The sequence below is a fragment of the Streptomyces sp. NPDC096132 genome, from assembly GCF_044763345.1.
In the GTDB taxonomy this organism is placed as follows: Bacteria; Actinomycetota; Actinomycetes; order Streptomycetales; family Streptomycetaceae; genus Streptomyces.
In genome coordinates, this window is the sequence record NZ_JBIWGA010000021.1 from 24,786 (window position 1) to 48,991 (window position 24,206).

Genomic DNA, 24,206 nt, shown 5'->3' on the forward strand with positions numbered 1-24,206 from the left:
GACGTTACTGGCGAGTTACTTGAACAGTAAAGACCGGCGATTTCACCGATGCGGCGCGCGTAGAACCGATCGGACACTCCTGGCAACCCCACCCGTTTCAGGAGGCATCATGCAGCGCTCCAGGCGTCGCATCGCCGCGGTCCTTACGGCCGTGGTCTCCACGCTCCTTCTGTCACTGTCGTTCTCCGCCCCCACCGCCCAGGCCGCGACCCACAATCCGGTCGTCTTCGTCCACGGCCTCAGCAGCGACTCCAGCAGCTGGGACGACTGGGTCGCCGACTTCAAGGCCGACGGCTACACGGCCACCGAGCTGGACGCGGCGTCGTACAGCTGGACCAAGTCGAACGTCACCATCGCCTCGCAGGTGGCCACCCAGGTCAAGAACGTGCTGGCGAGAACCGGCGCGAGCAAGGTCGACGTGGTCGTCCACTCCATGGGCGCGCTGAGCGCCCGCTACTACCTCAAGAACCTCGGCGGGACCGCCTACGTGGACGACTTCGTCTCCGTCGCCGGCGTCAACCACGGCACGTCGGTCGCCTCCTGGTGCAGCTGGCTCTACACCTCCTGCGCCGAGATGGTCACCGGCAGTTCGTTCCTCACCGCGCTCAACTCCGGTGACGAGACACCGGGCAGCGTGTCCTACGCGACCTACTGGTCCAACTGCGACGCCGCCATCGACCCGGACTCCTCGGCCCTGCTGAGCGGGGCCACCAACGTCGGCGTCGGATGCATCTCGCACAACGACATGAACAACGACTACGGCGTGTACGAACAGGTGCGCGACTTCATCCAGTGACCGGTGGGTGAGGGACAGCGGGGGTGCGACGGGTCCGTACGGGGGAGAATCCCCCGTAGGCCCGTCCTGTCCGGGAGGTCGCCATGCCGATACGGTCCGCCGGCTCCGGCCGGGTGCCCGGTGATCCCGTCCACCACCCGCTGTTCGCCCGCTGCTATGCCCTGCTGGGCACGGTCGCGGAGACCCGGGCCGGTCTCGCCGGTGTGCGGGACCGGCTGCTGGCCGGGCTCTCCGGCCGGGTCATCGAGATCGGCGCGGGCAACGGTCTGAACTTCGCCCACTATCCGGGGGCCGTCTCGGAGGTCGTCGCGATCGAACCGGAGCGCCGGATGCGCCGGCTGGCGCTGGAGGCGGCCCTGCGCGCCGAGGTGCCCGTCGATGTCGTGCCGGGTGCGGCGGAGGCGCTGCCGGTGAAGAGCGAGGCGTTCGACGCGGCGGTGGTCTCGCTGGTGCTGTGCAGTGTGCGGGACGTGCCGCGCACGCTCGGTGAGCTGCGGCGGGTGCTGCGGCCCGGCGGCGAGCTGCGGTTCTTCGAACACGGTCCCGGCGGCGGCCGGGCGATGCGCGCCACCCAGCGCGCGCTGGACCGCACGGTCTGGCCGTCCCTCGCCGGCGGCTGTCACCTCACGCGTGACGCGGTCGGCGCGATCCGGGACGCCGGGTTCGAACTCGGCCCGTACCGGCGGGTGCTGCTGCCGGAGAAGGGGCCGAGTTTCCCGTTCTCGTACTGCGTGCTCGGCAGCGCCCGGCGCCCCTCATAGGCTCCACTGGCGCAGTTCCCGGGCGATGTCGGACACCGACGCCTCACCGCTCTTGACCAACTGGGCCAGATCACGCACCTGTTCGGGCGAGGTGACGACCTTCAGGCCGCTCGCGACGAGGTAGGCGTACGCGACCGCGCAGGCGAAGAGTGCGTTGGAGCGCTCCAACGCGGGGACGTGGATGAGGAGTTGGAGCAGCGCGGCAGCGCGGGCCTGCGGGTCGTCGTAGACGGGGACGTCGAAGATCTCGGCCTGGTGGCGTGCGACGGCCGCGACGAGTGCTCCCCAGTCGGTGACCTGGGGGTCACCCGGGGTCTTCTGTTCGGCGAGCATGAGGAGCCAGGCGAGATCGATCCGGAGATTGCTCAAGGGATCAGCGGCGACCTTCGCGCGTGCCGCCTTCGCGCGTGCCGCCTTCGCGCACCCCGCCCTCGCGGTCCCCGCCGAACTCCTCGGCGAAGACGCTCTCGTACTGCTTCATGAAGTCGGCCGCGGCCTCCACGAAGGTGTGGCCCACTTCCCCGGCGTCCTGTCTGACCAGCTCCTCGATATAGCGGTTGACGCTCATGCCGCGGGCCGTGGCGCGCTCGCGGGCGGCCCGGGCCGTGCCCTCGTCGACGCGTACGTTCAGCTGGGTCTTCGCCATACCTCGACGCTAGCGCCGGTGCGCTAGCAGCGGCAAGGGCGCGCCGGAATCGAAAAGAGATACCGGCTGTGCGCCGGGTCACACTAGTCTCGGCACGTCGACGCGAGCGAGGAGGCAGCCTTGTCCACACCGGCCCTGTCCACACCCGACGGGATCGCGGCCCGCGCCCACGGCCTGACCAAGGCGTACGGCTCCGGCGAGACCACGGTGCTGGCCCTGGACTCGGTGGACGTGAACATCGCCCGGGGCCGCTTCACGGCGGTCATGGGGCCCTCGGGGTCCGGGAAGTCCACTCTGATGCACTGCCTGGCCGGTCTGGACACCGTCTCCGCCGGTCAGGTGTGGCTCGGCGACACGGAGATCACCGGGCTCAAGGAGCGCGAGCTGACCCGGCTCAGGAGGGACCGGATCGGGTTCATGTTCCAGTCGTTCAATCTGATTCCGACACTGAACGCGGCGGAGAACATCACCCTGCCCATGGACATCGCGGGCCGCAAACCCGACGAGAAGTGGCTGGACCAGGTCATCGACACGCTCGGTCTGCGGGAGCGGCTGAAGCACCGGCCCTCCCAGCTCTCCGGCGGTCAGCAGCAGCGGGTGGCCTGCGCCCGGGCGCTCGTCTCCCGCCCCGAGCTGATCTTCGCGGACGAGCCGACCGGCAACCTGGACTCACGGGCCGGCCTCGAGGTCCTCGCGTTCCTGCGCCAGGCGGTGGACGACCTCGGCCAGACGGTCGTCATGGTCACCCACGACCCGGGTGCCGCCGCCCACTCGGACCTGGTCCTCTTCCTGGCGGACGGCCGGATAGTGGACGAGATGGAGCGACCTACGGCGGACGCCGTACTGGAACGCATGAAGCGGTTCGACGTCGGTCGCGCCCAGGTCGACGGCACCGCTCCCGAGGAGGACTGACCCGGTGCTGAAGGCGACGCTCAGGAGTTTCCTCGCGCACAAGGGACGGCTGCTGCTGTCGGCCCTCGCCGTCGTGCTGTCCGTGGCGTTCGTCGCGGGCAGTCTGATCTTCTCGGACACGGTGACCCGTACCTTCGACCGGCTCTTCGCGTCCACCTCGGCGGACGTCACGGTCGAGCCCAGGGACGATCTCAACTCCCAGGTCCCGAGCGGGGCCGTCCAGACGGTGCCGGCCTCCCTCGCCGGCCGGGTCACCCAGGTCGACGGGGTCGCCTCCGCCCACGCGGACGTCAGCGTGGAGAACATCACGGTCGTCGACAGCGACCACAAGTCCGTCGGCCCGACCACGGGCGCCCCCACCATCGCCACCGACTGGTACGTCACCGACCGCAGCCCCGTGGAGCTGACCTCCGGCCACGCCCCGAGGGGCGCCGGCGAGGCCATGCTCGACGCCGACACCGCCGACAAGAAGCATGTGAAGATCGGCGACACGCTCACCGTGATGGCCCAGCCGGGCTCCTTCGAGGTGAAGATCGTCGGCATCGTCACCTTCACCACCACCAACCCCGGCGCGGCGCTGGTCTTCCTCGACCCCGAGGTGGCCGCGACCGAACTGCTGGGCTCGGCGGACAAGGCCACGAGCATCTCGATCGACGCGGCGCCGGGCGTCTCCGACACCGTGCTCAAGCGGCGCGTCACGGCCGCGCTCGGCTCCGGACCGTACGACGTGAAGACCGCCGACGAACAGGCGGAGTCCTCGGCGGAGTCCCTGGGGGGCTTCCTCGACGTCATCAAGTACGTGATGCTCGGGTTCGCCGGCATCGCCGTCCTGGTCGGCGTGTTCCTGATCGTCAACACCTTCTCGATGCTGATCGCGCAGCGCACGCGCGAGCTGGGACTGCTGCGCGCGCTCGGCGCCGACCGCCGTCAGGTGCGGCGCTCCGTGCTCACCGAGGCGGTGCTGCTCGGGCTGGTCGGCTCCACGCTGGGCCTCGCGGCCGGCATCGGTCTCGCGGCCGGGCTGATCAAGCTGATGAGCGCGTTCGGCATGAACCTCAAGACCACGGAGATGGTCGTCGGCTGGGCCACCCCGGTGGCCTCGTACGTCGTCGGCGTCGGCGTCACCTTCGTGGCCGCCTACCTCCCGGCGCGGCGCGCGGCCACGGTGTCGCCCATGGCGGCCCTCGCGGACGCGGACATCGCCGGGGTGGGCCGGCCGCTGAAGGTGCGCGCGATCGTCGGGTCGGTCGTCGGGGCGCTCGGCGCGGCCGCGCTGGTGGGCTGCGTGACCTCCTCGAAGACGGCGTCCGCGGCCTCCCTGCTGGGTCTGGGCGTGGTCCTGACGCTGATCGCGACCGTGATCGCGGGACCGCTGCTGGTGCGCCCGGTCATCCGGGTGCTCGGCGCGGCCTTCCCGGCGCTGTTCGGCTCCGTCGGCCGGATGAGCCAGCGCAACGCCCTGCGCAATCCGCGCCGCACCGGTGCCACCGCCGCCGCGCTGATGGTGGGCCTGGCCCTGGTCGGCGGCATGTCGGTGGCGAGCGCCTCGATGTCGAAGTCCTTCGACGAACAGATCGACAAGACGCTCGGCGCGGACTTCGTGATCCAGAACGCCAACTTCACGCCGTTCTCCCAGGAGGTGACGGACGCGGTCCGGGACACCGACGGCGTCGGCCTCGTCGTACGGCAGCGGTTCGCGCCCCTCGCCGTCCGGCTGCCCGACGGCAAGCGCGTCGAGACCACCGCCTCCGGATACGACGACCAGGTCGACGACGTCGCCCATGTCACGTACGCCGAGGGGAACTCGGCGGCGGCACTGGCGGACGGCGCGATCGGCATGGACGTGGACTTCGCCGAGGACCACGGGGTGCGGCTGGGCAGTGTGCTCCCGGTCGAGTTCCCCGGCGACCGCACGACCTCGCTGAAGGTGGGCGCGCTCACCGACCAGGAGGCCGCCGACGGGTTCGGCATGGAGGGCGGGCTGTTCCTCGGCCTGGGGACCGTCGAGAAGTACGTGCCGGACGGCCAGGACTCCGCGCTGTACGTGAACGCGGCCCCGGGCACGAGCGCCGACCAGCTGCGGCCCCGGCTGGAGCGGACGCTCGACCCGTATCCGCAGGTCCAGGTGCGCGACCAGGCCGACTACAAGAAGCTGGTCCACGACCAGATCGCGGTCCTGCTCTACCTCGTCTACGCGCTGCTCGGCCTCGCGATCGTCATCGCGGTGCTCGGTGTGGTCAACACCCTGGCGCTGTCGGTGGTGGAGCGGACCCGGGAGATCGGGCTGCTGCGGGCGATCGGCCTGGCCCGGCGGCAGCTGCGCCGGATGATCCGGCTGGAGTCGGTGGTGATCGCGGTGTTCGGCGCCGTCCTGGGCCTGGCGCTGGGGCTGGTGTGGGGCGTGTGCATACAGCAGGTGCTCGCCCTGCAGGGCATGAAGGCACTGGCGGTCCCGTGGGGCACGGTCGTCGCGGTCGTCGTCGGCTCAGCGGTGGTCGGCGTGGTGGCGGCGCTGCTGCCCGCGCTGCGGGCGTCCCGGATGAACGTGCTGGCGGCGATCGCGCACGAGTGAGGGAAGCGGCCGCAGGCGGCCACCCGCGCGTGAGGGAGGAGGCGGACCACACCCGCCTCCTCCCTCAGCCGTTCCAGGACCAGTAGTCGAGTAACCGTTTACTCGTGATCGGGTGAGAGCTTCCCGCTCGCAATATGGCTACAACCTGCCCAAACGCACCCCACCCTCCCCTCACGGCCGCTTCCCGCGAGCCGAACTCCAGGCATGCACGACCGTTGACCGCCCAAGAAGCAGCTCACTAGCGTGGAATACGTTTACTATGCCACCCGCCGGCTCGAGAGGAACGTTCGTCGTGTCCGAATCCCTTCAGCGCAGATCCCTTCTGAAGATGGCCGTGGGCACCGCCACCGCGGGCGTGCTGTGGCAGGGCGGCACCGCCCGGGCCGCGGAGTCGCCCGGTGCGCAAACAGCGGCCTGCCCCCTCGACACACTCGTCCTCGGCGACGCCGCCTCGGAGGCCGCGCACGGCCTGACCACCACCCTGTCCGACGTGGTCACCGGCGGACTCGGCCAGGCCGCCCGGGTGCTCAACGCCCCGGAGACCCCGGGCTTCTGGGGCGGCACCCTGTCCGCGACCCTGGCCTGCAGGCCCAAGGGCGCCACCTACGTCACCATCAAGCTGTGGGGCTCGGAGAGCGGCGCGGAACTCGGCCGGCTCCAGCTCTTCGCCGAGGGCAGGCAGATCGGGCACTACCATCTCGGCGCCGTCGACCCGCTGGACATCGCGAGCGACGACCCGCGCACGCCGGAACGATTCTTCTTCCACACCCTGCCGCTGCCCCTCGACCTCACGGCGGGCCGGACGTCGGTCTCCCTGGAGGTCCGCTCCATGGGGCGCATCGCCGGCTACGCGAGCACGGCCGACGCGTACTACAAGGACATGGAGGGTCCCAGCCGCACGATCTACCGCCTCTACACCCACGGCGAACCCTCCTTCGACCCCACCGACGACGACGTCACCGGCACCCTGCCCCCGCTCACCGCCCGCACCTCCCCCGGCGCCGGGATCGTCGACACGATCAACGAGCGGGTCCTGGCCAGGGCCGCGTCCGAGGCCTCCCGCACCAGCGCCCAGCTCGACCTGTGGTACCTGGACTTCCTCGCCCGCGCCTACGGCATGCCGGCGACCGCCGCCTACCGGAACATCGCCGTGCCGCCGCAGATCGCCCGGAGCCTGGACGGCGTCTACTGGAAGTACCTCGGCGACCCCACCGTGCTGACCGGCTCCAGCCAGCAGTGGATGGGCCTGGGCCGCGCCGGGCTGGTCATGCTGGCGCTCGCCGACGACCTGGAGCCACTGCTCGACGAGCCGGTGCTCGGGTCGCCGTACGGCCTGAGCAACCCGGGCTTCGAGTTCGGCACGACCGGCTGGAAGGCGTCCACCTGGTCCGGCAGCGGCACCGCCTCCCGCGACACCGCCGTCCACCGCACCGGCCATGCCTCCGCGAAGGTGATGATCCCGGGCTCCGGCACGGTCGGCTACACCACCTCGGCGAAACTCCCGGTGGACCAGGGCACGTACACCTACGGCGCCTGGATCAGGACCGAGGGCGTCGGGAGCGACGGCGCCTACCTGGACGTCCTGTTCCACGACGCGAACGGCACCCTGGTCGGCAAGGACAACAAGGTCCACGCCTCGTCCGGCACCCATGACTGGGAGCAGGTGACGGTCGCCCTCACCACCCCGGCCACGGCCACCCAGGTCACCCTGAGCGTCCGTCTGTCGGGAGCGGGCACCGCCTGGTTCGACGACCTGACCATGGCCGCGCCCAACGGCTCGGAGTACGCGCCCGTCGTGCGCCGGGACGCCTGGACGAAGATGCTGCTGGACAGCCGCGAGTACTGGCGGCAGCGCATCCCGCAGTACACCAACCAGGCCATCATCTGCTCCCTCGGCCTCTACCTCGCCGACCGCGGCCTCGCCTGGCTCGGCGCCGAGGAGGCCTGGGGCGAGGAGAAGGCCCGCGACCACCTCCACCAGGCCGTCGGTCTGGTCCCCTGGCTGGGCCCGGAGGACGAGGACGGCACCCCGACCAGGCCACTGGGCGGCTCGTACTACCAGGTCACGAAGAAGGGCATCTCCAAGGAACTCGGTTACGCGGGCAGCTACGGCGAGCTCCAGGAGTGGCTGTCGTTCGTGTACGACGCGGTGACGGGCATCGGCGGCGTCGAGGACGGCACGCTCCGCGACCACCTGGTCAAGATGGCCAAGGCGCGGATGGTCTTCCGCCACCCGGCGGTGGACCGGGACGGCTACCGGGCGATGCGCCTGGAGACCATGGTCGGATGGCGTGACACCGAGTACCCGGGCAAGGTCGCCTACGACGAGGACACCAAGTGGGACGGGCACGCGCTGAAGTTCGCCGCGCTGGTCAAGGACCCCGACCTCACCTCGTACGCGCGGCAGTCCCTCGCCGACGGCCAGGCGTTCCAGTCCCTCACGGACTCCCACGCGATGACGGTCTCCGCCCGGACCAACCTGAACCTGCTGAGCACCGCCGACGACTACGCGTACATCAGCGGCGCCACCGGCAGCGGCGCGCGGCTCCCCATGACGGCCGGACAGCCCGACTTCGTCTTCTCCGACGAGGAGAACGGCCTCGTCGCGGTCAAGCACGGCGAGGAGATCCTGTACGCCTCGCTGTACTGGCGGGCCCGCTGGGGCGTCAACCGGCTCGCCCGCGTCCACCTCATCGACGCGGCGGGCGTGGAGCGGTCGGGCACGGTCTGGCAGGACGTGAAGTACCTCGCGGACGGGCGGTCCTTCACCGAGCCCGACTGGGTCAACTGGGAGTTCTCGGCGGGCGATCTCGACATCCCGGCGGGCGGTTTCGCCCCGCCCGGTGACGCGCTGGAGCAGGCGTTCGCCGGTCAGGTCCTGCCGCTGGCCAAGGCCCCGGACGACGTGCCGCAGCGCGCCGCGGGCGTGGAGAGCCCGTACGCCGGACGCGCCTCCTTCTACCGGTGTGTGTACGGCCCGTACCTGATCGCCATGAACACCACCGGCGATCGCACCTTCACGTTCACCACCCAGGGCTTCGGCGCCTCCACGAACCTGGTGACCGGGGCGAAGGTGGGCGGGAACGCCGAGCTGCGCGTGCGGCCGGGGAGCACGGTGGTGCTGCGCAGGCGCTGAGCGTCCGCATCCTGGAATTCCGCATCCGGGCACTGCGGCCGTGATGGGATCACCGCATGTCTGATCTGCGGATACGGGCCGCGACGCCCGATGACCTGGACACCGTCCTCGCCTTCTGGAAGACCGCCGCCGAGGGCACGAGCATCAGCGACGACCGTGCCGGAGTGGAGCGGCTGGTCGGCCGGGACCCCGAGGCGCTGATCCTGGCCGAGCGGGGAGGTGAGCTGGTGGGCACGGTGATCGCCGGGTTCGACGGGTGGCGGTGCCATCTCTACCGGCTGGCGGTGCATCCGCGGCACCGCCGCCAGGGCATCGGGTCGGCCCTGCTCGCCGCCGCGGAGGAGAGGTTCGTACGGCTCGGCGGGCGGCGCGGGGACGCGATGGTGCTCACCCGGAACGAGACGGCGCATCATGCGTGGCGCGCCGCGGGGTACGCGCCGGAGGAGACGTGGCGGCGCTGGGTGAAGCCACTGGTCGGCTGATCGGCGCCCACCGCTCGGAGCAACTTTGCTGATCCTTTACCATTGGGGGACCGTGCGAGACCGTGCGGTCCCCCTGCGAGTCATTGAAAGGTGTGAGCGTCCGCCCATGGGCGAGCCTCCCAGTAGCCGTGCGCGACATCGCGCGATCCTCCCTGCCCTGCCGGACCATGGGACGGAGGTGAACCGATGACGGAAGTGCTCCTGCTGCTGGTGGCGATCCTGCTGTCGTTCGCCTGCGGTGCCTTCGTTGCCGCCGAGTTCTCGCTGACCACGGTCGAGCGCAGCGAGCTGGAGCGGGCGGTGGCGCGCGGCGAGCGGGGTGCGTCCGGCGCGCTCAAGGCCGTACGGAACCTCACCTTCCAGCTCTCCGGCGCCCAACTCGGCATCACCGTCACCAATCTGGTGGTCGGCATGCTCGCCGAGCCGTCGATCGCCAAGCTGATCGCGGGGCCGCTGGAGTCGATGGGGCTGTCGGACACCGCGTCGCATTCGGTCGCACTGGTGCTGGGTACGGCGCTGTCGACGGTCTTCCTGATGGTCGTCGGCGAGCTGGTGCCGAAGAACTGGGCGATCTCCTCGCCGCTGCCCGTGGCCAAGACCGTGGGCAACGCGCAGCGCTGGTTCAGCGCCGCCTTCCGGCCCTTCATCACGCATCTGAACAACACCGCGAACCGGGTGGTGCGCCGCCTGGGCGTGGAGCCGACGGAGGAGCTGGCCGCCGCGCGCGGCCCCCAGGAGCTCGCGGCCCTGGCCCGGCACTCGGCCCGGGAGGGCGCCCTGGAGGCGGACACCGCCGAGCTGTTCGTGCGCACCCTGAACCTCGCCGACCTGACCGCGGAGAACGTGATGACCCCGCGCGTCCAGGTCATCTCCCTCGACGCCCTTGCGACCTGCGAGGACGTGGCGAACGCGACCCGGGCGACCGGTCTGTCCCGCTTCCCCGTCCACCGCGGCACCCTGGACGCGGTCGTCGGCACCGCGCACATCAAGGACGCGCTGGCGGTACCCGCTGACCGACGCGCGCGCGTGCCCGTCTCGGAGATCATGCGTGAGCCGCTGCTCGTCCCCGAGTCGCTGACCGTGGACCGGCTGCTCGACCGGCTGGGCGGCAAGCGGACGATGGCCGTGGTCATCGACGAGTACGGCGGTACGGCGGGCGTGGCCACCCTGGAGGACATCGTCGAGGAGGTCGTCGGCGAGGTCCGCGACGAGCACGACCCCCACGAGACGCCCGACCTGGCCCCCGCGGGCACGGACGACGACGGACGCGCCCTGTACTCGGCCGACGGCGCCGCCCGTACGGACCAGCTCGCGCGCGTGGGCCTGCACGCCCCCGAGGGCCCGTACGAGACGCTCGCCGGCCTGGTCGCCACCGAGCTGGGCCGCATACCGGCCGTCGGTGACAGCGTCGACATCGCCGGCTGGCGGATGGACGTGGTCGACGCGTCCGGCCGCCGTGCCGCGCGCGTGCTGCTGCACGCGCCGCTCGCCGAGGACCACGTGGAAGGGGCGGACCAGTGACCGCTGTCCAGCTGCTGATCGCCCTGGCGACCCTCGTCGTCAACGCGTTCTTCGTCGGCGCGGAGTTCGCGCTGATCTCCGTACGCCGCGCCCAGATCGAGCCGTACGCCGAGCAGGGCGACCGGCGCGCCAAGAGCGTGCTGTGGGGCCTGCGGCACGTGTCCGCGCTGATGGCGGCCGCGCAGCTCGGCATCACCCTGTGCACGCTGGTCCTGGGTGTCGTCGCCGAACCGGCGATCGCGCACCTGCTGGAGCCGGTGTTCCACGCGATCGGTGTGCCCGAGGGCGCGGGCCACGCGGTGTCCTTCGTGATCGCGCTGGCGCTCGCCACCTACCTGCACATGCTGCTCGGCGAGATGGTCCCGAAGAACATCGCGCTCGCGGAACCGGTGCGCACCGCGCTGCTGCTCGGACCGCCGCTGGTCACGCTGTCGCGGGCGCTGCGCCCGGTGATCTTCGCGATCAACGCCTTCGCCAACGCTCTGCTGAAGCTGATGCGGATCGAGACCAAGGACGAGGTCGCGGCGGCCTTCTCGGACGCGCAGCTCGCCCAGATCGTGAGGGACGCCGGCGAGGCCGGGCTCATCGACGACCGCGCCCAGGAGCGGCTGCGCGACGCCTTGGAGCTGGGCCGCCGCCCGGTGCGGGACGTCGTCCTGCCGCTGGAACGCGTCGTCTACGCGCGCGTGGGCGTGACGCCGGAGGAACTGGAGGGGCTCGCGGCCGAGTCCGGGTTCTCCCGCTTCCCCGTGGTGGACGAGGGGCGCCGGATCGTCGGCTATCTGCACGTGAAGGACGCGCTGGACGCCTCACCGCGGGACGTGCCGTTCCGGCTGCGGGACATGCGGCCCATCGCGCGCGTGCGGGAGGCGACGCCGCTGGACGACGTCCTCACCGCGATGCGGGGCAGCCGTACCCACCTGGCGGCCGTACTCGGCTCCGACGGACGGCTGGCCGGGCTGGTGACGATGGAGGACGTGCTGCGGGAGCTGTTCGGGCAGCGGGCGTGAGGCCGCGTGCTGGGAGTCGCCCACCGGGGATCGCGACCGGAGGCCGCGTACCGGGCAGGGGGACCGACCGGTGGGTATGAGACTCGGGCTACCATCTATGTCGCCATGCAGACGAATCCCACACACACCAGCCTGGTCGCGGTCGGCGACTCCTTCACCGAGGGCATGTCGGACCTGCTGCCCGACGGCTCCTACCGGGGCTGGGCCGACCTCCTGGCGGGCCGGATGGCGGCCCGCGCGCCCGGCTTCCGGTACGCCAACCTGGCGGTGCGCGGCAAGCTGATCGGGCAGATCGTCGAGGAGCAGGTGGACGTGGCGGCCGCGATGGACGCCGATGTGATCACCCTGGTCGGCGGCCTGAACGACACGCTGCGCCCGAAGTGCGACATGGGCCGGGTCAAGGACCTGCTGACGGAGGCGGTGGAGCGGCTGGCCCCGTCCTGCAAGCAGCTCGTGCTGATGCGCAGCCCGGGCCGGCAGGGTCCGGTCCTGGAGCGGTTCCGGCCGCGCATGGAGGAGCTGTTCGTCTGCGTCGAGGAGCTGGCCGAGCGGCACGGCGCCCTCGTCGTCGACCTGTACGGCGCTCCGTCACTCTCCGACCCGCGCCTGTGGGACGTGGACCGGCTGCACCTGACGCCCGAGGGGCACCGCCGGGTCGCCGAGGCGGTCTGGCAGACCCTCGGATACGACCCGGAGGACACCGAGTGGCGTACGCCGATACCGGCGACCCTGCCGCCCGGCTGGGCCGCCCGTCGGGTCGCGGACGCCCGGTTCGCCAAGCAGCATCTGCTCCCGTGGATCGGCCGCCGCCTGACCGGCCGGTCGTCCGGCGACGGCCGTCCGGCCAAGCGCCCGGAACTGCTGCCGTACGAGGGCCCGGCCTAGGCAGTCGCCGTGACCACGCGGGTGATCAATCTCCGGGGCCGGATCCACGAGTTCGGCCCCCGGCTGGAGCTCGCCCCCGAGGACGTGGTCTATGTCGGCCGCCGCTGGACGCTCGGGGGCCGGGACCTCCCCCGGCACCCGCTGTACAACCCGTTCGCCTACGACACCCCGAAGAAGAAGCGGGACGGCATGCGCGCGGAGGTGATGGCGATGTACCGGGCGTATCTGCTGGAGCGGCCCGCGCTGCTGGAGCAGGTCGCGGAACTGCGCGGAAGGACCCTGGCCTGCTGGTGCGTGCCGGAGCCCTGCCGTGCGGAGGTGCCGGCGAAGCTCGCCGAGGCCACGGCGTGACGCGGGTCTCGTAGGTTCCGCCGAACGGGAGGGTGGCCCTGGCCTGCAGGAATCGCCAGTACACTCCGTACACGTGACTTCTGCGCCCGCCAAGCCCCGCATCCCCAACGTCCTCGCCGGACGGTACGCCTCCGCCGAGCTCGCCACGCTCTGGTCGCCCGAGCAGAAGGTGAGGCTGGAGCGTCAGCTCTGGCTCGCCGTGCTGCGGGCCCAGAAGGACCTCGGGATCGAGGTGCCCGAGCAGGCGCTCGCCGACTACGAGCGAGTCCTGGACACCGTCGACCTGGCCTCCATCGCCGAGCGCGAGAAGGTCACGCGGCACGACGTGAAGGCGCGGATCGAGGAGTTCAACGACCTCGCCGGGCACGAGCAGGTCCACAAGGGCATGACCTCCCGCGACCTGACGGAGAACGTCGAGCAGCTGCAGATCCGGCTCTCCCTGGAGCTGGTCCGCGACCGAACGGTGGCCGTCCTCGCCCGGCTGGGCAAGCTGAGCGCCGAGTACGGCGAGCTGGTCATGGCCGGCCGCTCGCACAACGTCGCCGCGCAGGCCACCACCCTCGGCAAGCGCTTCGCGACCGCCGCCGACGAGCTGCTCGTGGCGTACGGCCGGGTCGAGGAACTGCTCGGCCGCTACCCGCTGCGCGGCATCAAGGGCCCCGTCGGCACCGCGCAGGACATGCTCGACCTGCTGGGCGGCGACGCGGGCAAGCTGGCCGAGCTGGAGGACCGGATCGCGGCCCACCTGGGCTTCTCGCAGGCGTTCACCTCCGTCGGCCAGGTCTACCCGCGCTCGCTGGACTACGAGGTCGTGACGGCGCTGGTGCAGCTCGCGGCCGCCCCCTCCTCGCTGGCGAAGACGATCCGGCTGATGGCCGGGCACGAGCTGGTGACCGAGGGCTTCAAGCCCGGCCAGGTCGGTTCCTCGGCGATGCCGCACAAGATGAACACCCGCTCCTGCGAGCGCGTCAACGGCCTCATGGTCATCCTGCGCGGCTACGCGTCGATGACCGGCGAGCTGGCGGGCGACCAGTGGAACGAGGGTGACGTGTCCTGCTCGGTGGTGCGGCGGGTGGCCCTTCCCGACGCGTTCTTCGCGCTCGACGGCCTGCTGGAGACGTTCCTGACGGTCCTCGACGAGTTCGGCGCCTTCCCCGCCGTCGTCGCCCGGGAGCTGGACCGCTATCTGCCGTTCCTCGCCACCACCAAGGTCCTGATGGGCGCGGTGCGCGCGGGCGTGGGCCGTGAGCTCGCGCACGAGGCGATCAAGGAGAACGCCGTCGCCTCCGCGCTGGCCATGCGGGAGCAGGGTGCCGAGCGCAACGAACTGCTGGACAAGCTGGCCGCCGACGAGCGCCTTCCGCTGGACCGCGACCGGCTGGACGCGCTGATGGCCGACAAGCTGTCCTTCACGGGCGCGGCAGCCGCCCAGGTGGCCACGGTCGTCGCCCGGATCGAGGAGATCGTGAAGCAGCGCCCGGAGGCCGCCGGCTACGCCCCCGGAGCGATCCTCTGACACGCTCGCCCCGCTTCACCCAGGCGGAGCTGGAGGCCGCCCGCGACCGTCTCGTACCGGACGTCGTCGCGGGCGGCCTGCGCGTGCTGTTCTGCGGCATCAACCCGGGGCTGATGACGGCGGCGACCGGCCACCACTTCGCCCGCCCCGGCAACCGCTTCTGGCCGGTCCTGCACCTGTCCGGTTTCACGCCGAGGCTGATGAAGCCGGCGGAGCAGCGGGAGCTGCTGTCGTACGGGCTCGGCATCACCAACGTGGTGGCACGGGCGACCGCCCGGGCCGACGAGCTGAGCGCCGAGGAGTACCGCGAGGGCGGGCGGCTGCTGACGGACAAGGTGACGCGGCTGAAGCCCCGCTGGCTGGCGGTGGTCGGTGTGACCGCCTACCGGGCCGCCTTCGACGACCGGAAGGCCTCGGTGGGGCCGCAGGAGCGGGTGATCGGCGAGGCCCGGATATGGGTGCTGCCGAATCCCAGCGGCCTCAACGCCCACTGGACGGCGGCGACCATGGCGCAGGAGTTCGCCCGGCTGCGGGAGGCGGCGGAGGGCTGAGCCGCACGGTCTGGGCGGGTCGGTCAGGGCGGGTCGGTTTCCGTGACGACCAGGAGCAGCTCCATCTCGTCGTCCGGGTCCTGGTCGGCGACGCCCAGGGCCACCCAGCGGCCGTGCTCCGCGACCTTCCAGAGGTACACGCTTCCCACGCGCAGGCTCAACTCGGCCCAGGGCTCGGGTATCTCCTCGCTCGCGGTCCGCAGCCGTACCGTCTGCAGGCCGATGTGCTCCGGCTCGCCCCATCTCCGCGTCAGTTTCCCGACCATGTCCTCCTTGTCCTCGTGGAACCGCTCCGCCTCCGCGACGCGCACCGCGGCGTCCGCCGCCCTGAGACCGTGACTGGTCGCTAAGGCGGCGGTGCGGTCGCCGGGGCCGGCGAGCAGGCTCTCGATGTCCATGGGATCCAGTAAACCCGCCGCCACTGACAATTGGCGGCCCGTCAGCGGGCCCTTGTCCTCAGGCGTCCCGGCGGTGCAGCCGCCAGGCCCCCGCGGTGACCGCCGCCACCACCCAGAGCAGGGCGACCGCGAGCCCCGTCCAGGCGTTCAGGATGCCGTCCCACGTGCTGTGGAGCACCACTTGACCGGCCCGGTCCGGCAGGAAGTCCGCCGCGTTGCCGGACAGGTCGCCCACGACGAAGGACACGATCAGGAGCAAGGGGATCAGGATGCTCAGTGTGGCCACGCCGCTGCGCAGAACGGCCGTGAGACCGGCGGCGAGCAGGGCCATGAGCGTCAGGTAGACGGCACAGCCCAAGGCTCCGCGCACGCTCTCCGCCGCGCTCGGAGCGGTCGGCAGCAGGGCGCTGCCCATCGCCGCCGTCGCCAGTCCGGTCGCCAGTCCGACGAGGAGCACCGGCAGGGCGACCATGGCCAGTTTGGCGGCGAACCAGCGGCCCCGGCGGGGCACCGCGGACAGCGACACGCGCAGGGCACCGCCGTGGAACTCGCTCGAGAGGGCGGTCGTACCGAAGGCGATGGCCGCGATCTGCCCGAAGTTCACGCCGAAGAAAGCGGAGAAGAGCGGGTCGGCGTCGGCGCCCTCGGTGTCGAGGCCGGCCAGTGCGGAGAACGCGACGGTGGTGAGCGGGATCGCGCACAGGGCGCCGATCTGCGACCGGAGCGTGCGCGTCTTGATCCATTCGGCGTGGAGGGCGGTCACGGTCGGGCCTCCTGGTGCGGGTGGGCCGCGAACTCGGCGTCGGCGGCGGTGAGGTCGAGGTAGGCCTGCTCCAGCGTGCCTTCCTCCGTGGTCAGTTCGAGCAGGGGAACTCCGGCGGCGGAGACGAGCGGGCCGATGTCGTCCACACGCGCGTGGGACACGCTCCAGTGCCCCTCGGGATGCTCCACCGCGTCGTGGCCGTGCCGGGCCAGAGCGCCCTTGAGGGCGGTCGGGTCGGTCGTGCGGATACGGACACGGGGGTGCACACGCGCGTCGATGAAGTCCCGCATCGGGGTGTCGGCCAGCAGGCGGCCCCGGCCGAGGACGACGAGGTGGTCGGCGTAGGACGCCGTCTCGTTCATGAGGTGGCTGGAGACCAGCACGGTGCGGCCTTCCCCCGCGAGCCGGCGCAGCAACCCGCGGATCCAGACGATGCCTTCGGGGTCGAGACCGTTGGACGGCTCGTCGAGCAGGACCACTTCGGGGTCGCCGAGCAGGGCCGCGGCGATGCCGAGTCGCTGGCGCATGCCGAGGGAGTACGTCCTCACCCGGCGGCGGGCGGCGGGGGCGAGCCCGGTCTCCTCCAGCACCTCGTCGACCCGGCGGACGGGGACGCGGTTGCTCGCGGCGAGGGCGAGGAGGTGGTCGCGGCCCGTGCGGGAGCCGTGCGCGGCCTGGGCGTCCAGCAGGGCGCCGACATGGCGGAGCGGGTCGGGGAGGGTGACGTAGGGGCGGCCGCCGACGGTGGCGGTGCCGGAGGTCGGCCGGTCGAGGCCGAGGACGAGGCGCAGGGTGGTGGACTTGCCGGCGCCGTTGGGGCCCAGGAAGCCGGTGACACGGCCGGGCAGGACACGGAAGGTCAGGCGGTCCACGGCCCGCCGGGGGCCGTACTCCTTGGTCAGGTCGCGGACGTCGATGCTGGTCATGGCCACGACTCTCGCCCTTCGCAGGGGTGTGGGGCCTCCCCCGCCCGGGGATGCCGTCTCCCCCGCTCGGGGGAGGTCCGTTGTCAGTGGGGGCTGGCAGGCTTGTCGCCATGGGCCGCTTGCTGCGCCCGCTGCTGCGGGGGACGACGTACACACGACTCGTGCACCTCTGGGTGCCGGTACTGCTGCAGAGCGTGTGGATGTTCATCGACATGTCGAAACCGTGGGTGCCCGCGCTGCTCCTGCTGCCGGTCGGGCTGATCCCGGGGGTGCGCAGGGGAGAGGGTGTTCAGGCACGGCTGCTGCTCCTGCCCGCCGAAACCGATCCCGGGCTGTCGGTGGCGCCGTCGGCGAACTGGCGGGACCGGCTGCGGACCATGCTGTGGCTGGAGGCGCGGATGGTCCTGGGCGCGGTCACCGCGTTCAGCTGCGTGTGGCTGCCGATCATCGCGATCGTGCTGTTCGATCTCGCGCGCGGCCACGTACAGGACGACGTTCCGGTACTCGACACCGCGACACCGCACTGGTGGTACGCCCTGCTGGCGCCGCTCCCCCTCCTCGCGCTCTACGGCGTCGTCGTCGGCCTGGGCGAGGTGGTGACCGTCGTGGCGCGAGCCCTGCTCGGCCCGTCGGCGGCCGAGCAGCTCGCCGCCCTGGAAGAGAGGACCGAGCGACTGCTGGAGCGCAACCGGATCGCCCGGGAGCTGCACGACTCCATCGGGCACGCGCTGACGGTGGCGGTGGTGCAGGCGGGCGCGGCGCGGGCGGCGGGCGACCCTGGGTTCACGGATCGTGCGCTGGAGGCCATCGAGGACAGCGGCCGGGCGGCGCTCGCGGACCTGGAGCGGGTGCTCGGGGTGCTGCGGGAGTCGGACCGTCCGGTGAGCGCCCGGCCGACGCTCGCCGAGGCCGACGGGCTGCTGGAGTCGGCGCGGGCGTCCGGCGCGAAGGTCGACGCGGAGCTGACCGGCCCGCTGGAGACGGTGCCGGGGCCGGTGTCCCGGGAGGGCTACCGCATCCTCCAGGAGGCACTGACCAATGTCCTGCGCCATGCGGGAGCCGTGCCGGTCCGGATTCATATACGGGTCGCCGACGGGCTGCTGTGCCTGGAGGTCCGCAATCCGCTGCCGGCCGACATACCCGGCCCGGGGCGGGGCAGCGGGCTGCGCGGGATACGCGAGCGGGCGGCCCTGCTCGGGGGGCGGGCCCTGACCGGTCCGGACTCCGGCGACTGGCAGGTGCGTGCCGAGCTGCCGCTGAGTTGATCTACGCTGGCCGGATGCCGGTGACCGTACTTCTCGTCGACGACGAACCCCTGGTCCGTGCCGGGCTGCGAGCCGTGCTGGAGGCGCAGGGCGACATCGAGGTCGTCGGGGAGGCTGCGGACGGGGCGGCGGTGATCCCGCTGGTGCGTCAGCTGCGCCCGGACGTCGTCGCCATGGACGTACGCATGCCGCTGATGGACGGCATCGAGGCCACGCGCGCGGTGCTGCGGACGGTGGACGGGCCGCCGAAGATCCTGGTCGTGACGACCTTCGAGAACGACGAGTACGTCTACGAGGCGCTGCGGGCGGGCGCGGACGGGTTCCTGCTGAAGCGGGCCCGGCCCGCCGAGATCGTGCACGCGGTGCGGCTGGTGGCGGAGGGTGAGTCGCTGCTGTTCCCGGCGTCGGTGCGGCGGCTGGCCGCCGAGTACGGCGAGACGGGCGGCAACCGCGCGGCCCGGGACGTGCTGGACCGGGCCCGGCTGACCGACCGGGAGGCCGAGGTGCTGCGGCTGATGACGCGCGGGCTGTCCAACGCGGAGATCGCCGCGCGGCTCGTCGTCGGCACGGAGACGGTGAAGTCGCATGTGAGCGCGGTGCTGGCGAAGTTGGGGGCGCGGGACCGCACTCAGGCGGTGATCACGGCGTACGAGTCGGGGTTCGTGGCACCGGGTTGAGACGGTGTGTGACGGCATCGGTACGGATTCGGCACTCGCCCGGCTCCTCCCCGCCGAGTACGATCCGCCCAACACGCGCACGAGCTGGGAGGACGGACGTTGGGGCGGCTGACCGGCGGGGATCCCTCGCTGCTGCGAAGGATCAACTCCGCGGTGGTGCTGCACGCGCTGCGTGCCGCGGACTGCGCGACCCTCACGGAGATCACACGGGTGACCGGGCTGTCCCGGCCGACCGTCGAGGGGGTCGTCGAGGACCTCATCCAGGCGGGGCTCGTCGTGGAGAAGGCGGCCGACGAGAGCGTCGCCCGGCGACAGGGGCGACCGGCACGGCGGTTCCGGTTCCGTGCGGAGGCCGGGCATCTGCTGGGCCTGGAGATCGGCCCGCACCGGGTGGCGGCGCTGCTGGCCGATCTGGACGGGCGGCTGCTGGGCTCGCAGGCCAAGGACGTCGACCAGACGATGTCGGCCGACGAGCGGCTGGAGCGGCTGCGCTCGGCGGTCGCCGAACTGCTGCGCCGGGCGGGCGTGCCGCGCAACTCCTTGCGGGCGGTGGGCGTCGCCACACCCGGGATCGTCGAGGCGGACGGGACCGTACGGCTGGGCACGGCGCTGCCCGAGTGGACCGGGCTGCGGCTGGGCGAGCGACTGAGCCGTTCCTTCAAGTGCCCGGTGCTGGTGGAGAACGACGCCAACGCGGCGGCCGTGGCCGAGCACTGGAAGGGGTCGGCGACCGAGTCCGACGACGTCGTGTTCGTGCTGGCCGGGCTGAGTCCGGGCGCCGGGTCGCTGATCGGCGGGCGGTTGCACCGAGGGTACGGCGGGGCGGCCGGTGAGATCGGGGCGCTGCATCTGCTGGGGCGGGAGGTGACTCCGGAGACGCTGCTGTCGACGACCGACGTTCCGCTGCCCCCGCTGGACGAGCAGGCCGTGGCCAAGGTGTTCACCCGGGCCCGCGAGGGCGACCAGGGGGCGCGGGCCGCCGTGGACCGCTTCTTCCAGCGGCTCGTGCACGACGTGGCCGCCCTGGTGCTGGCCCTCGACCCGGAACTGGTCGTCGTGGGCGGCTGGGCGACCGGCATAGACGAGGTACTGGAGCCGCTGCGGCAGGAGTTGGCCCGCTACTGTCTGCGGCCGCCGAAGGTGGCGCTGTCGCTGCTCGGTGAGGCGGCGGTGGCGACCGGGGCGCTGCGGCTGGCCCTGGACCATGTGGAGGAGCAGTTGTTCGCGGTGGAGGGGACGGTGACGGCCCGTCGGTGACGGGTCCGGGTCATCAGCCGTCCGTCCGCGAACGCGTCGCGCCCCGGAGGGATTCCGGGGCGCGGGGGACGTCTACCGCGTCTACCGCCCGGCGTTCAGGACGCCTGGCGTTCCGGGCCGTGGTGTATCTCCACGCCGCCCGCGGCGCCGAAGGTCAGGCGGCACGTGTCAGCGCGATACGTGGCGACCGAGAGGGCGGCGGTGCGGCCCCCGGCGAAGAACCGGGTGGTGACGACGAGGACGGGGGCGCCGGGCAGCCGGTCGAGTTCCCTGGCGTCGTCCGCGCGGGCCGAGCCCAGCTCCACCGCGCGGTCCTCGCCCTGCAGCTCCAGGTGCTGCAGTTCGCGCAGCACGGCACGCGCGCGTGCCGCCTCGGACGGGGTGTCGATCGCGGTCAGGTCGGGCACCGACGACCGCGGGACGTAGAGGAGTTCCGCGGCGACCGGCTGTCCGTGGGAGACGCGTGAGCGGCGCACGATGTGCACGGCTTCCTCGCGCGGGGTCTCCAGGGCGGTGGCGACGGCCGCGGGCGGAGCCGCGAGCGCGCAGTCGACGCACTGCCAGGCGTCGTCGCCGCTCCCCGGCCAGACCTGCCCTTCCGTGCCGACGGCGACGCCCATCCGGGGCGGTGCGACGGTCGTGCCGACGCCGCGGCGGCGCTGCAGCCGGCCCTCGAGTTCGAGCTGCTCCAGGGCCTGCCGGAGTGTCGCGCGGGCGACGCCGAAGCGGGCGGCCAGCTCGCGTTCGTTCGGCAGGATCTCGCCGACGGTGAACTCGGAGTCGAGCGCCTCGCTGAGCACGGTCTTGAGATGCCAGTACTTCGGTTCCGGTACCGATTCCAGTTGCGTGGTCCCCACCCTGTCCTCCGCAATCCCCGTGGTCCGGCGGCGTTTTACGCGCCCTTGTTTATTAAAGGTTGTTGTACTTCTCTGCGACCATAGGGCGGCCCCCACCCTTGGTCAAGACCAATCCTCGATCCCTCGGCAGGCGAAACGGGCACCCGGCGGGAAAGCGTTCACTGGGCGTTCGTACAGGCCCGTTTTCGTGACACTCCGGCAAAGCCCCCGTCGTGAACGGGGGCCGGACACCGGAGTCACACGGTCAGCGTGCGCAGCTTGTCGGGGTTGCGGATGACGTAGACGGACTGGACGCGGCCGTCCGCCACGTCGAGCTGGAGGACGGAGTCCGGCTTGTCGCCGGACAGGACGAGCACCGCCGGGCCGCCGTTGATCTCCAGGAAGCGGAAGGACAGGTCCGGGGCACCCTTGCGGGCCACCCCGGCGAGGAAGCGGGCCACGTGGTCGGCGCTCTCCAGGACGCGCACGGGCGCCTTGGCCAGGCCTCCGCTGTCGCCGACGAGACGGGCGTCGGGGGCGAGCAGCGCCATCAGTCCCGCCAGGTCGCCGTCCGCGGCCGCGGCGAGGAACCGCTCGGTGAGTTCGCGGCGCTGGACGGGGTCGACCTCGTAGCGGGGCCGTCGCTCCTCGACATGCCGGCGGGCCCGGCCGGCCAGTTGGCGCACCGCGGCCTCGGTGCGGTCGAGGACGGTGGCGATCTCGGCGTACGGGTATCCGAAGGCCTCCCTGAGGACGAACACGGCGCGTTCCAGCGGGGAGAGCGACTCCAGGACGACCAGGACGGCGAGCGAGACGGAGTCGGCGAGGACGGCGCGTTCGGCGGTGTCCTGGACGGTGGCGCCGAAGTCGGTGACGTACGGCTCGGGGAGCCAGGGGCCGACGTAGGTCTCGCCGTGCGCCTTGATGCGGGCGAGGCGGTCGAGCGCGAGACGGGTGGTGACCCGGACGAGGTAGGCGCGCGGTATGCGGACGTCGTCGCGGTCGGCGGCCGACCAGCGCAGCCAGGCGTCCTGGACGACGTCCTCCGCGTCCGCCACCCGGCCCAGCATGCGGTAGGCGACGCCCAGGAGGAACGGGCGGTGCTCTTCGAAGGCGTCGGTCGCGGTGTCGGTGGTCACCGTGCCATCCCATCCGACCGCCTCCTGCACTGTCCAGGCGGAATCCACGCCTTCGGCACACAATGATCGAGTCGGAAGTCGTCCGCGGAACGGGAGGTCGCCATGCGGTACGCCGTGCTGGGCACGGGTCAGGTCGGTCGCACGCTGGGCGGGAAGCTGGTGGCGCTGGGGCACGAGGTGACCCTGGGCTCGCGCACCCAGGACAATCCGGTGGCCCTGGAGTGGGCCGCGAGCACCGGTGGGGGCGCCGGAACGTTCACGGAGGCGGCCTCCTCGGCCGAGGTCGTGGTGGTGGCCGTGGCCGGGCGCGTGGCGCTCACCGCGCTGGAGGCGGCCGGGGCGGACAACCTCGCCGGGAAGGTCGTGGTGGACGTCTCCAACCCGTTGGCGTTCGAGGACGGCGAGGCGCGGCTGTCACCCGTCGGGTCGGACAGCGTCGGCGAGCAGCTCCAGCGGGCGTTCCCGCAGGCGCGCGTGGTGAAGTCGCTGAACACGGTGAACTGCGAGGTGATGGTGGATCCCGCGCGCGTGCCGGGCGATCACCAGGTCTTCGTGTGCGGGGAGGACGCGGACGCCAAGGCCCGGGTCACGGAGATGCTGGGCGAGTTCGGCTGGCCGGCCGATCGGGTGATCGACCTGGGCGGCATCCAGGCGGCGCGGAGCGTGGAGATGTGGCTGCCGCTGTGGCTGAACCTCATGCGCCACTTCGGGCACGCGGACTTCAACCTGGAGTTGCGCACCCCTCGTTGACCCCGTACCCGGGTCACGCTCGTCGGCCCCGAGCGGGGGTCGCGACACCACGGGGCTACCCGTCGGTAGCAATTGCTGACAAGCTGTCTACGGCGTCCACCGGTCCGTCCAGACGAGGAGCTCCCCCATGCCCGCCACCGTCTCCTTCCCGGTCCCCACCCCGAGCGGCCCGCAGCCGGTCACCGTCTCCTACGAGCGGGTGGGCAGCGGCGACCCGCTCCTCCTGCTGCACGGGATCGGCCACCACCGGCAGGCCTGGGACCCGGTGGTGGACATCCTCGCCGCCGAGCGCGACGTCATCGCCGTGGACCTCCCCGGCTTCGGCGTCTCCCCGGCACTGCCGGACGGGCTCGCCTACGACCTGCCCACCACGACGTCCGTGTTCGCCGCGTTCTGCGAGGCGCTGGAACTCGAACGGCCCCATGTGGCGGGCAACTCCCTCGGCGGCCTGCTCGCCCTGGAACTCGGCCGCGAGAAGCTCGTACGGTCCGTCACCGCGTTGTCCCCCGCCGGGTTCTGGTCGGAGGCGGAGCGGCGGTACGCCTTCGGCGTCCTGCTGACGATGCGGCACATCTCCCGTCGGCTGCCGCTGCCCCTCGTCGCGCGGCTGTCCCGTACGGCGGCCGGCCGCACGGCCCTGACCAGCACGATCTACGCCCGCCCCGGCCGCCGTTCACCCGAGGCGGTGGTCGCCGAGACGCTCGCGCTGGCCCAGGCCACCGGGTTCGACCAGACACTGCGCGCGGGCACGACCGTCCAGTTCACCGACGACCTCCCCGGCATCCCGGTCACCGTCGGCTGGGGCACCCGGGACTGGCTGCTCGTACGCCGCCAGGGCATCCGCGCCAAGCAGATCATCCCCGCCGCCCGCCTGGTCCGTCTCCCCGGCTGCGGCCACTGCCCGATGAACGACGACCCGGCCCTGGTGGCCCGCGTGCTCCTCGACGGCAGCCGCTGAGCCGTCCGGGTGGGGCCGAGTCCGTCGGACTCCGCCGGGAGTACGGACAGTTGTTCACTTGGGGTTTCCGTGTGCGCTGCGGTGCACCAGTAGTTGTG

The 24,206-nt window shown here is 72.0% G+C and carries 24 protein-coding genes; 17 read left to right on the plus strand and 7 right to left on the minus strand.

What is annotated here, in order from left to right; genetic code table 11:
- Window positions 1–109 precede the first annotated feature (109 nt).
- Window positions 110–796, plus strand: coding sequence for an esterase/lipase family protein (locus ACIRF9_RS37455; RefSeq protein WP_403831728.1), 687 nt, complete (start codon window positions 110–112; stop codon window positions 794–796).
- Between the two features lie 83 nt (window positions 797–879).
- Entirely contained in the window at window positions 880–1,557 is a 678-nt protein-coding gene (locus ACIRF9_RS37460; RefSeq protein WP_403831730.1) for a class I SAM-dependent methyltransferase, read from the plus strand.
- Here the strand turns inward: ACIRF9_RS37460 and ACIRF9_RS37465 are convergent.
- Together ACIRF9_RS37465 and ACIRF9_RS37470 are read right to left on the minus strand one after the other, a co-directional pair.
- Complete coding sequence (locus ACIRF9_RS37465) at window positions 1,552–1,926, minus strand: fic family toxin-antitoxin system, toxin component (RefSeq protein WP_403831732.1); 375 nt, start codon at window positions 1,924–1,926, stop codon at window positions 1,552–1,554. The two genes, ACIRF9_RS37460 and ACIRF9_RS37465, sit on opposite strands and share 6 nt — an antisense overlap.
- Before the next feature lie 4 nt (window positions 1,927–1,930).
- Window positions 1,931–2,203, minus strand: a complete 273-nt coding sequence (locus ACIRF9_RS37470) for a toxin-antitoxin system HicB family antitoxin (protein ID WP_403831734.1) — start codon at window positions 2,201–2,203, stop codon at window positions 1,931–1,933.
- Window positions 2,204–2,323: 120 nt separating this feature from the next.
- Between ACIRF9_RS37470 and ACIRF9_RS37475 the strand changes: the two genes are divergently transcribed.
- The 10 genes from ACIRF9_RS37475 to mug all read left to right on the plus strand — a co-directional run bounded on the left by ACIRF9_RS37475 (window position 2,324) and on the right by mug (window position 15,139).
- The gene (locus ACIRF9_RS37475; protein ID WP_403831736.1) at window positions 2,324–3,115 is read left to right on the plus strand and encodes an ABC transporter ATP-binding protein; all 792 of its coding nucleotides are present in this window, start codon (window positions 2,324–2,326) and stop codon (window positions 3,113–3,115) included.
- A 4-nt stretch (window positions 3,116–3,119) separates the two neighbouring features.
- On the plus strand, window positions 3,120–5,687 hold the full coding sequence (locus tag ACIRF9_RS37480; protein ID WP_403831739.1) for an ABC transporter permease: 2,568 nt from the start codon (window positions 3,120–3,122) through the stop codon (window positions 5,685–5,687).
- Window positions 5,688–5,979: 292 nt separating this feature from the next.
- The gene (locus ACIRF9_RS37485) at window positions 5,980–8,823 is read left to right on the plus strand and encodes a Tat pathway signal protein (RefSeq protein WP_403831740.1); all 2,844 of its coding nucleotides are present in this window, start codon (window positions 5,980–5,982) and stop codon (window positions 8,821–8,823) included.
- 56 nt (window positions 8,824–8,879) lie between these two features.
- The gene (locus ACIRF9_RS37490) at window positions 8,880–9,305 is read left to right on the plus strand and encodes a GNAT family N-acetyltransferase (RefSeq protein ID WP_403831743.1); all 426 of its coding nucleotides are present in this window, start codon (window positions 8,880–8,882) and stop codon (window positions 9,303–9,305) included.
- Window positions 9,306–9,491: 186 nt separating this feature from the next.
- Window positions 9,492–10,826, plus strand: coding sequence for a hemolysin family protein (locus ACIRF9_RS37495; protein ID WP_403831745.1), 1,335 nt, complete (start codon window positions 9,492–9,494; stop codon window positions 10,824–10,826).
- The gene (locus ACIRF9_RS37500; RefSeq protein ID WP_403831748.1) at window positions 10,823–11,836 is read left to right on the plus strand and encodes a hemolysin family protein; all 1,014 of its coding nucleotides are present in this window, start codon (window positions 10,823–10,825) and stop codon (window positions 11,834–11,836) included. Before ACIRF9_RS37495 ends, ACIRF9_RS37500 begins: the two co-directional genes overlap by 4 nt.
- Window positions 11,837–11,941: 105 nt before the next feature.
- Window positions 11,942–12,721 carry an SGNH/GDSL hydrolase family protein gene (locus ACIRF9_RS37505; protein ID WP_403831751.1) on the plus strand — a complete coding sequence of 260 codons (780 nt, stop codon included), beginning with the start codon at window positions 11,942–11,944 and terminating at the stop codon, window positions 12,719–12,721.
- Between the two features lie 9 nt (window positions 12,722–12,730).
- Complete coding sequence (locus ACIRF9_RS37510; RefSeq protein ID WP_403831753.1) at window positions 12,731–13,072, plus strand: DUF4326 domain-containing protein; 342 nt, start codon at window positions 12,731–12,733, stop codon at window positions 13,070–13,072.
- A gap of 73 nt (window positions 13,073–13,145) precedes the next feature.
- Window positions 13,146–14,588, plus strand: a complete 1,443-nt coding sequence (gene purB, locus ACIRF9_RS37515) for an adenylosuccinate lyase (protein ID WP_403831756.1) — start codon at window positions 13,146–13,148, stop codon at window positions 14,586–14,588.
- 29 nt (window positions 14,589–14,617) lie between these two features.
- Complete coding sequence (gene mug / locus ACIRF9_RS37520) at window positions 14,618–15,139, plus strand: G/U mismatch-specific DNA glycosylase (RefSeq protein WP_403832051.1); 522 nt, start codon at window positions 14,618–14,620, stop codon at window positions 15,137–15,139.
- A gap of 23 nt (window positions 15,140–15,162) precedes the next feature.
- Here mug and ACIRF9_RS37525 read toward each other — a convergent pair whose 3' ends face one another.
- From ACIRF9_RS37525 to ACIRF9_RS37535, 3 genes are read right to left on the minus strand one after another with little or no spacing between them, the layout of a single operon-like run.
- Window positions 15,163–15,537, minus strand: a complete 375-nt coding sequence (locus tag ACIRF9_RS37525) for a hypothetical protein (protein WP_403831758.1) — start codon at window positions 15,535–15,537, stop codon at window positions 15,163–15,165.
- A gap of 58 nt (window positions 15,538–15,595) precedes the next feature.
- Window positions 15,596–16,300, minus strand: coding sequence for an ABC transporter permease (locus ACIRF9_RS37530; protein WP_403831761.1), 705 nt, complete (start codon window positions 16,298–16,300; stop codon window positions 15,596–15,598).
- Window positions 16,297–17,226, minus strand: coding sequence for an ABC transporter ATP-binding protein (locus ACIRF9_RS37535; RefSeq protein ID WP_403831763.1), 930 nt, complete (start codon window positions 17,224–17,226; stop codon window positions 16,297–16,299). The genes ACIRF9_RS37530 and ACIRF9_RS37535 overlap by 4 nt, the downstream gene beginning before the upstream one ends.
- Window positions 17,227–17,336: 110 nt before the next feature.
- Here ACIRF9_RS37535 and ACIRF9_RS37540 point away from each other — a divergent pair, with 110 nt between their 5' ends.
- The 3 genes from ACIRF9_RS37540 (at window position 17,337) to ACIRF9_RS37550 (ending at window position 20,425) form a co-directional block, all read left to right on the plus strand.
- On the plus strand, window positions 17,337–18,491 hold the full coding sequence (locus ACIRF9_RS37540) for a sensor histidine kinase (protein ID WP_403831766.1): 1,155 nt from the start codon (window positions 17,337–17,339) through the stop codon (window positions 18,489–18,491).
- 14 nt (window positions 18,492–18,505) lie between these two features.
- Window positions 18,506–19,168, plus strand: a complete 663-nt coding sequence (locus ACIRF9_RS37545) for a response regulator (RefSeq protein ID WP_403831768.1) — start codon at window positions 18,506–18,508, stop codon at window positions 19,166–19,168.
- Between the two features lie 99 nt (window positions 19,169–19,267).
- On the plus strand, window positions 19,268–20,425 hold the full coding sequence (locus ACIRF9_RS37550; RefSeq protein WP_403831770.1) for an ROK family transcriptional regulator: 1,158 nt from the start codon (window positions 19,268–19,270) through the stop codon (window positions 20,423–20,425).
- 95 nt (window positions 20,426–20,520) lie between these two features.
- On the opposite strand, the gene ACIRF9_RS37555 is transcribed toward ACIRF9_RS37550, so the two are convergent.
- On the minus strand, window positions 20,521–21,282 hold the full coding sequence (locus ACIRF9_RS37555; protein WP_403831772.1) for a GntR family transcriptional regulator: 762 nt from the start codon (window positions 21,280–21,282) through the stop codon (window positions 20,521–20,523).
- Window positions 21,283–21,518: 236 nt separating this feature from the next.
- Complete coding sequence (locus ACIRF9_RS37560; RefSeq protein WP_403831774.1) at window positions 21,519–22,400, minus strand: RNA polymerase sigma-70 factor; 882 nt, start codon at window positions 22,398–22,400, stop codon at window positions 21,519–21,521.
- 102 nt (window positions 22,401–22,502) lie between these two features.
- On the opposite strand from ACIRF9_RS37560, the gene ACIRF9_RS37565 reads away from it, so the two are divergent.
- Complete coding sequence (locus ACIRF9_RS37565; protein WP_403831776.1) at window positions 22,503–23,150, plus strand: NADPH-dependent F420 reductase; 648 nt, start codon at window positions 22,503–22,505, stop codon at window positions 23,148–23,150.
- A gap of 127 nt (window positions 23,151–23,277) precedes the next feature.
- Window positions 23,278–24,108, plus strand: coding sequence for an alpha/beta fold hydrolase (locus tag ACIRF9_RS37570; protein ID WP_403831778.1), 831 nt, complete (start codon window positions 23,278–23,280; stop codon window positions 24,106–24,108).
- The last annotated feature ends 98 nt before the right edge of the window (window positions 24,109–24,206 follow it).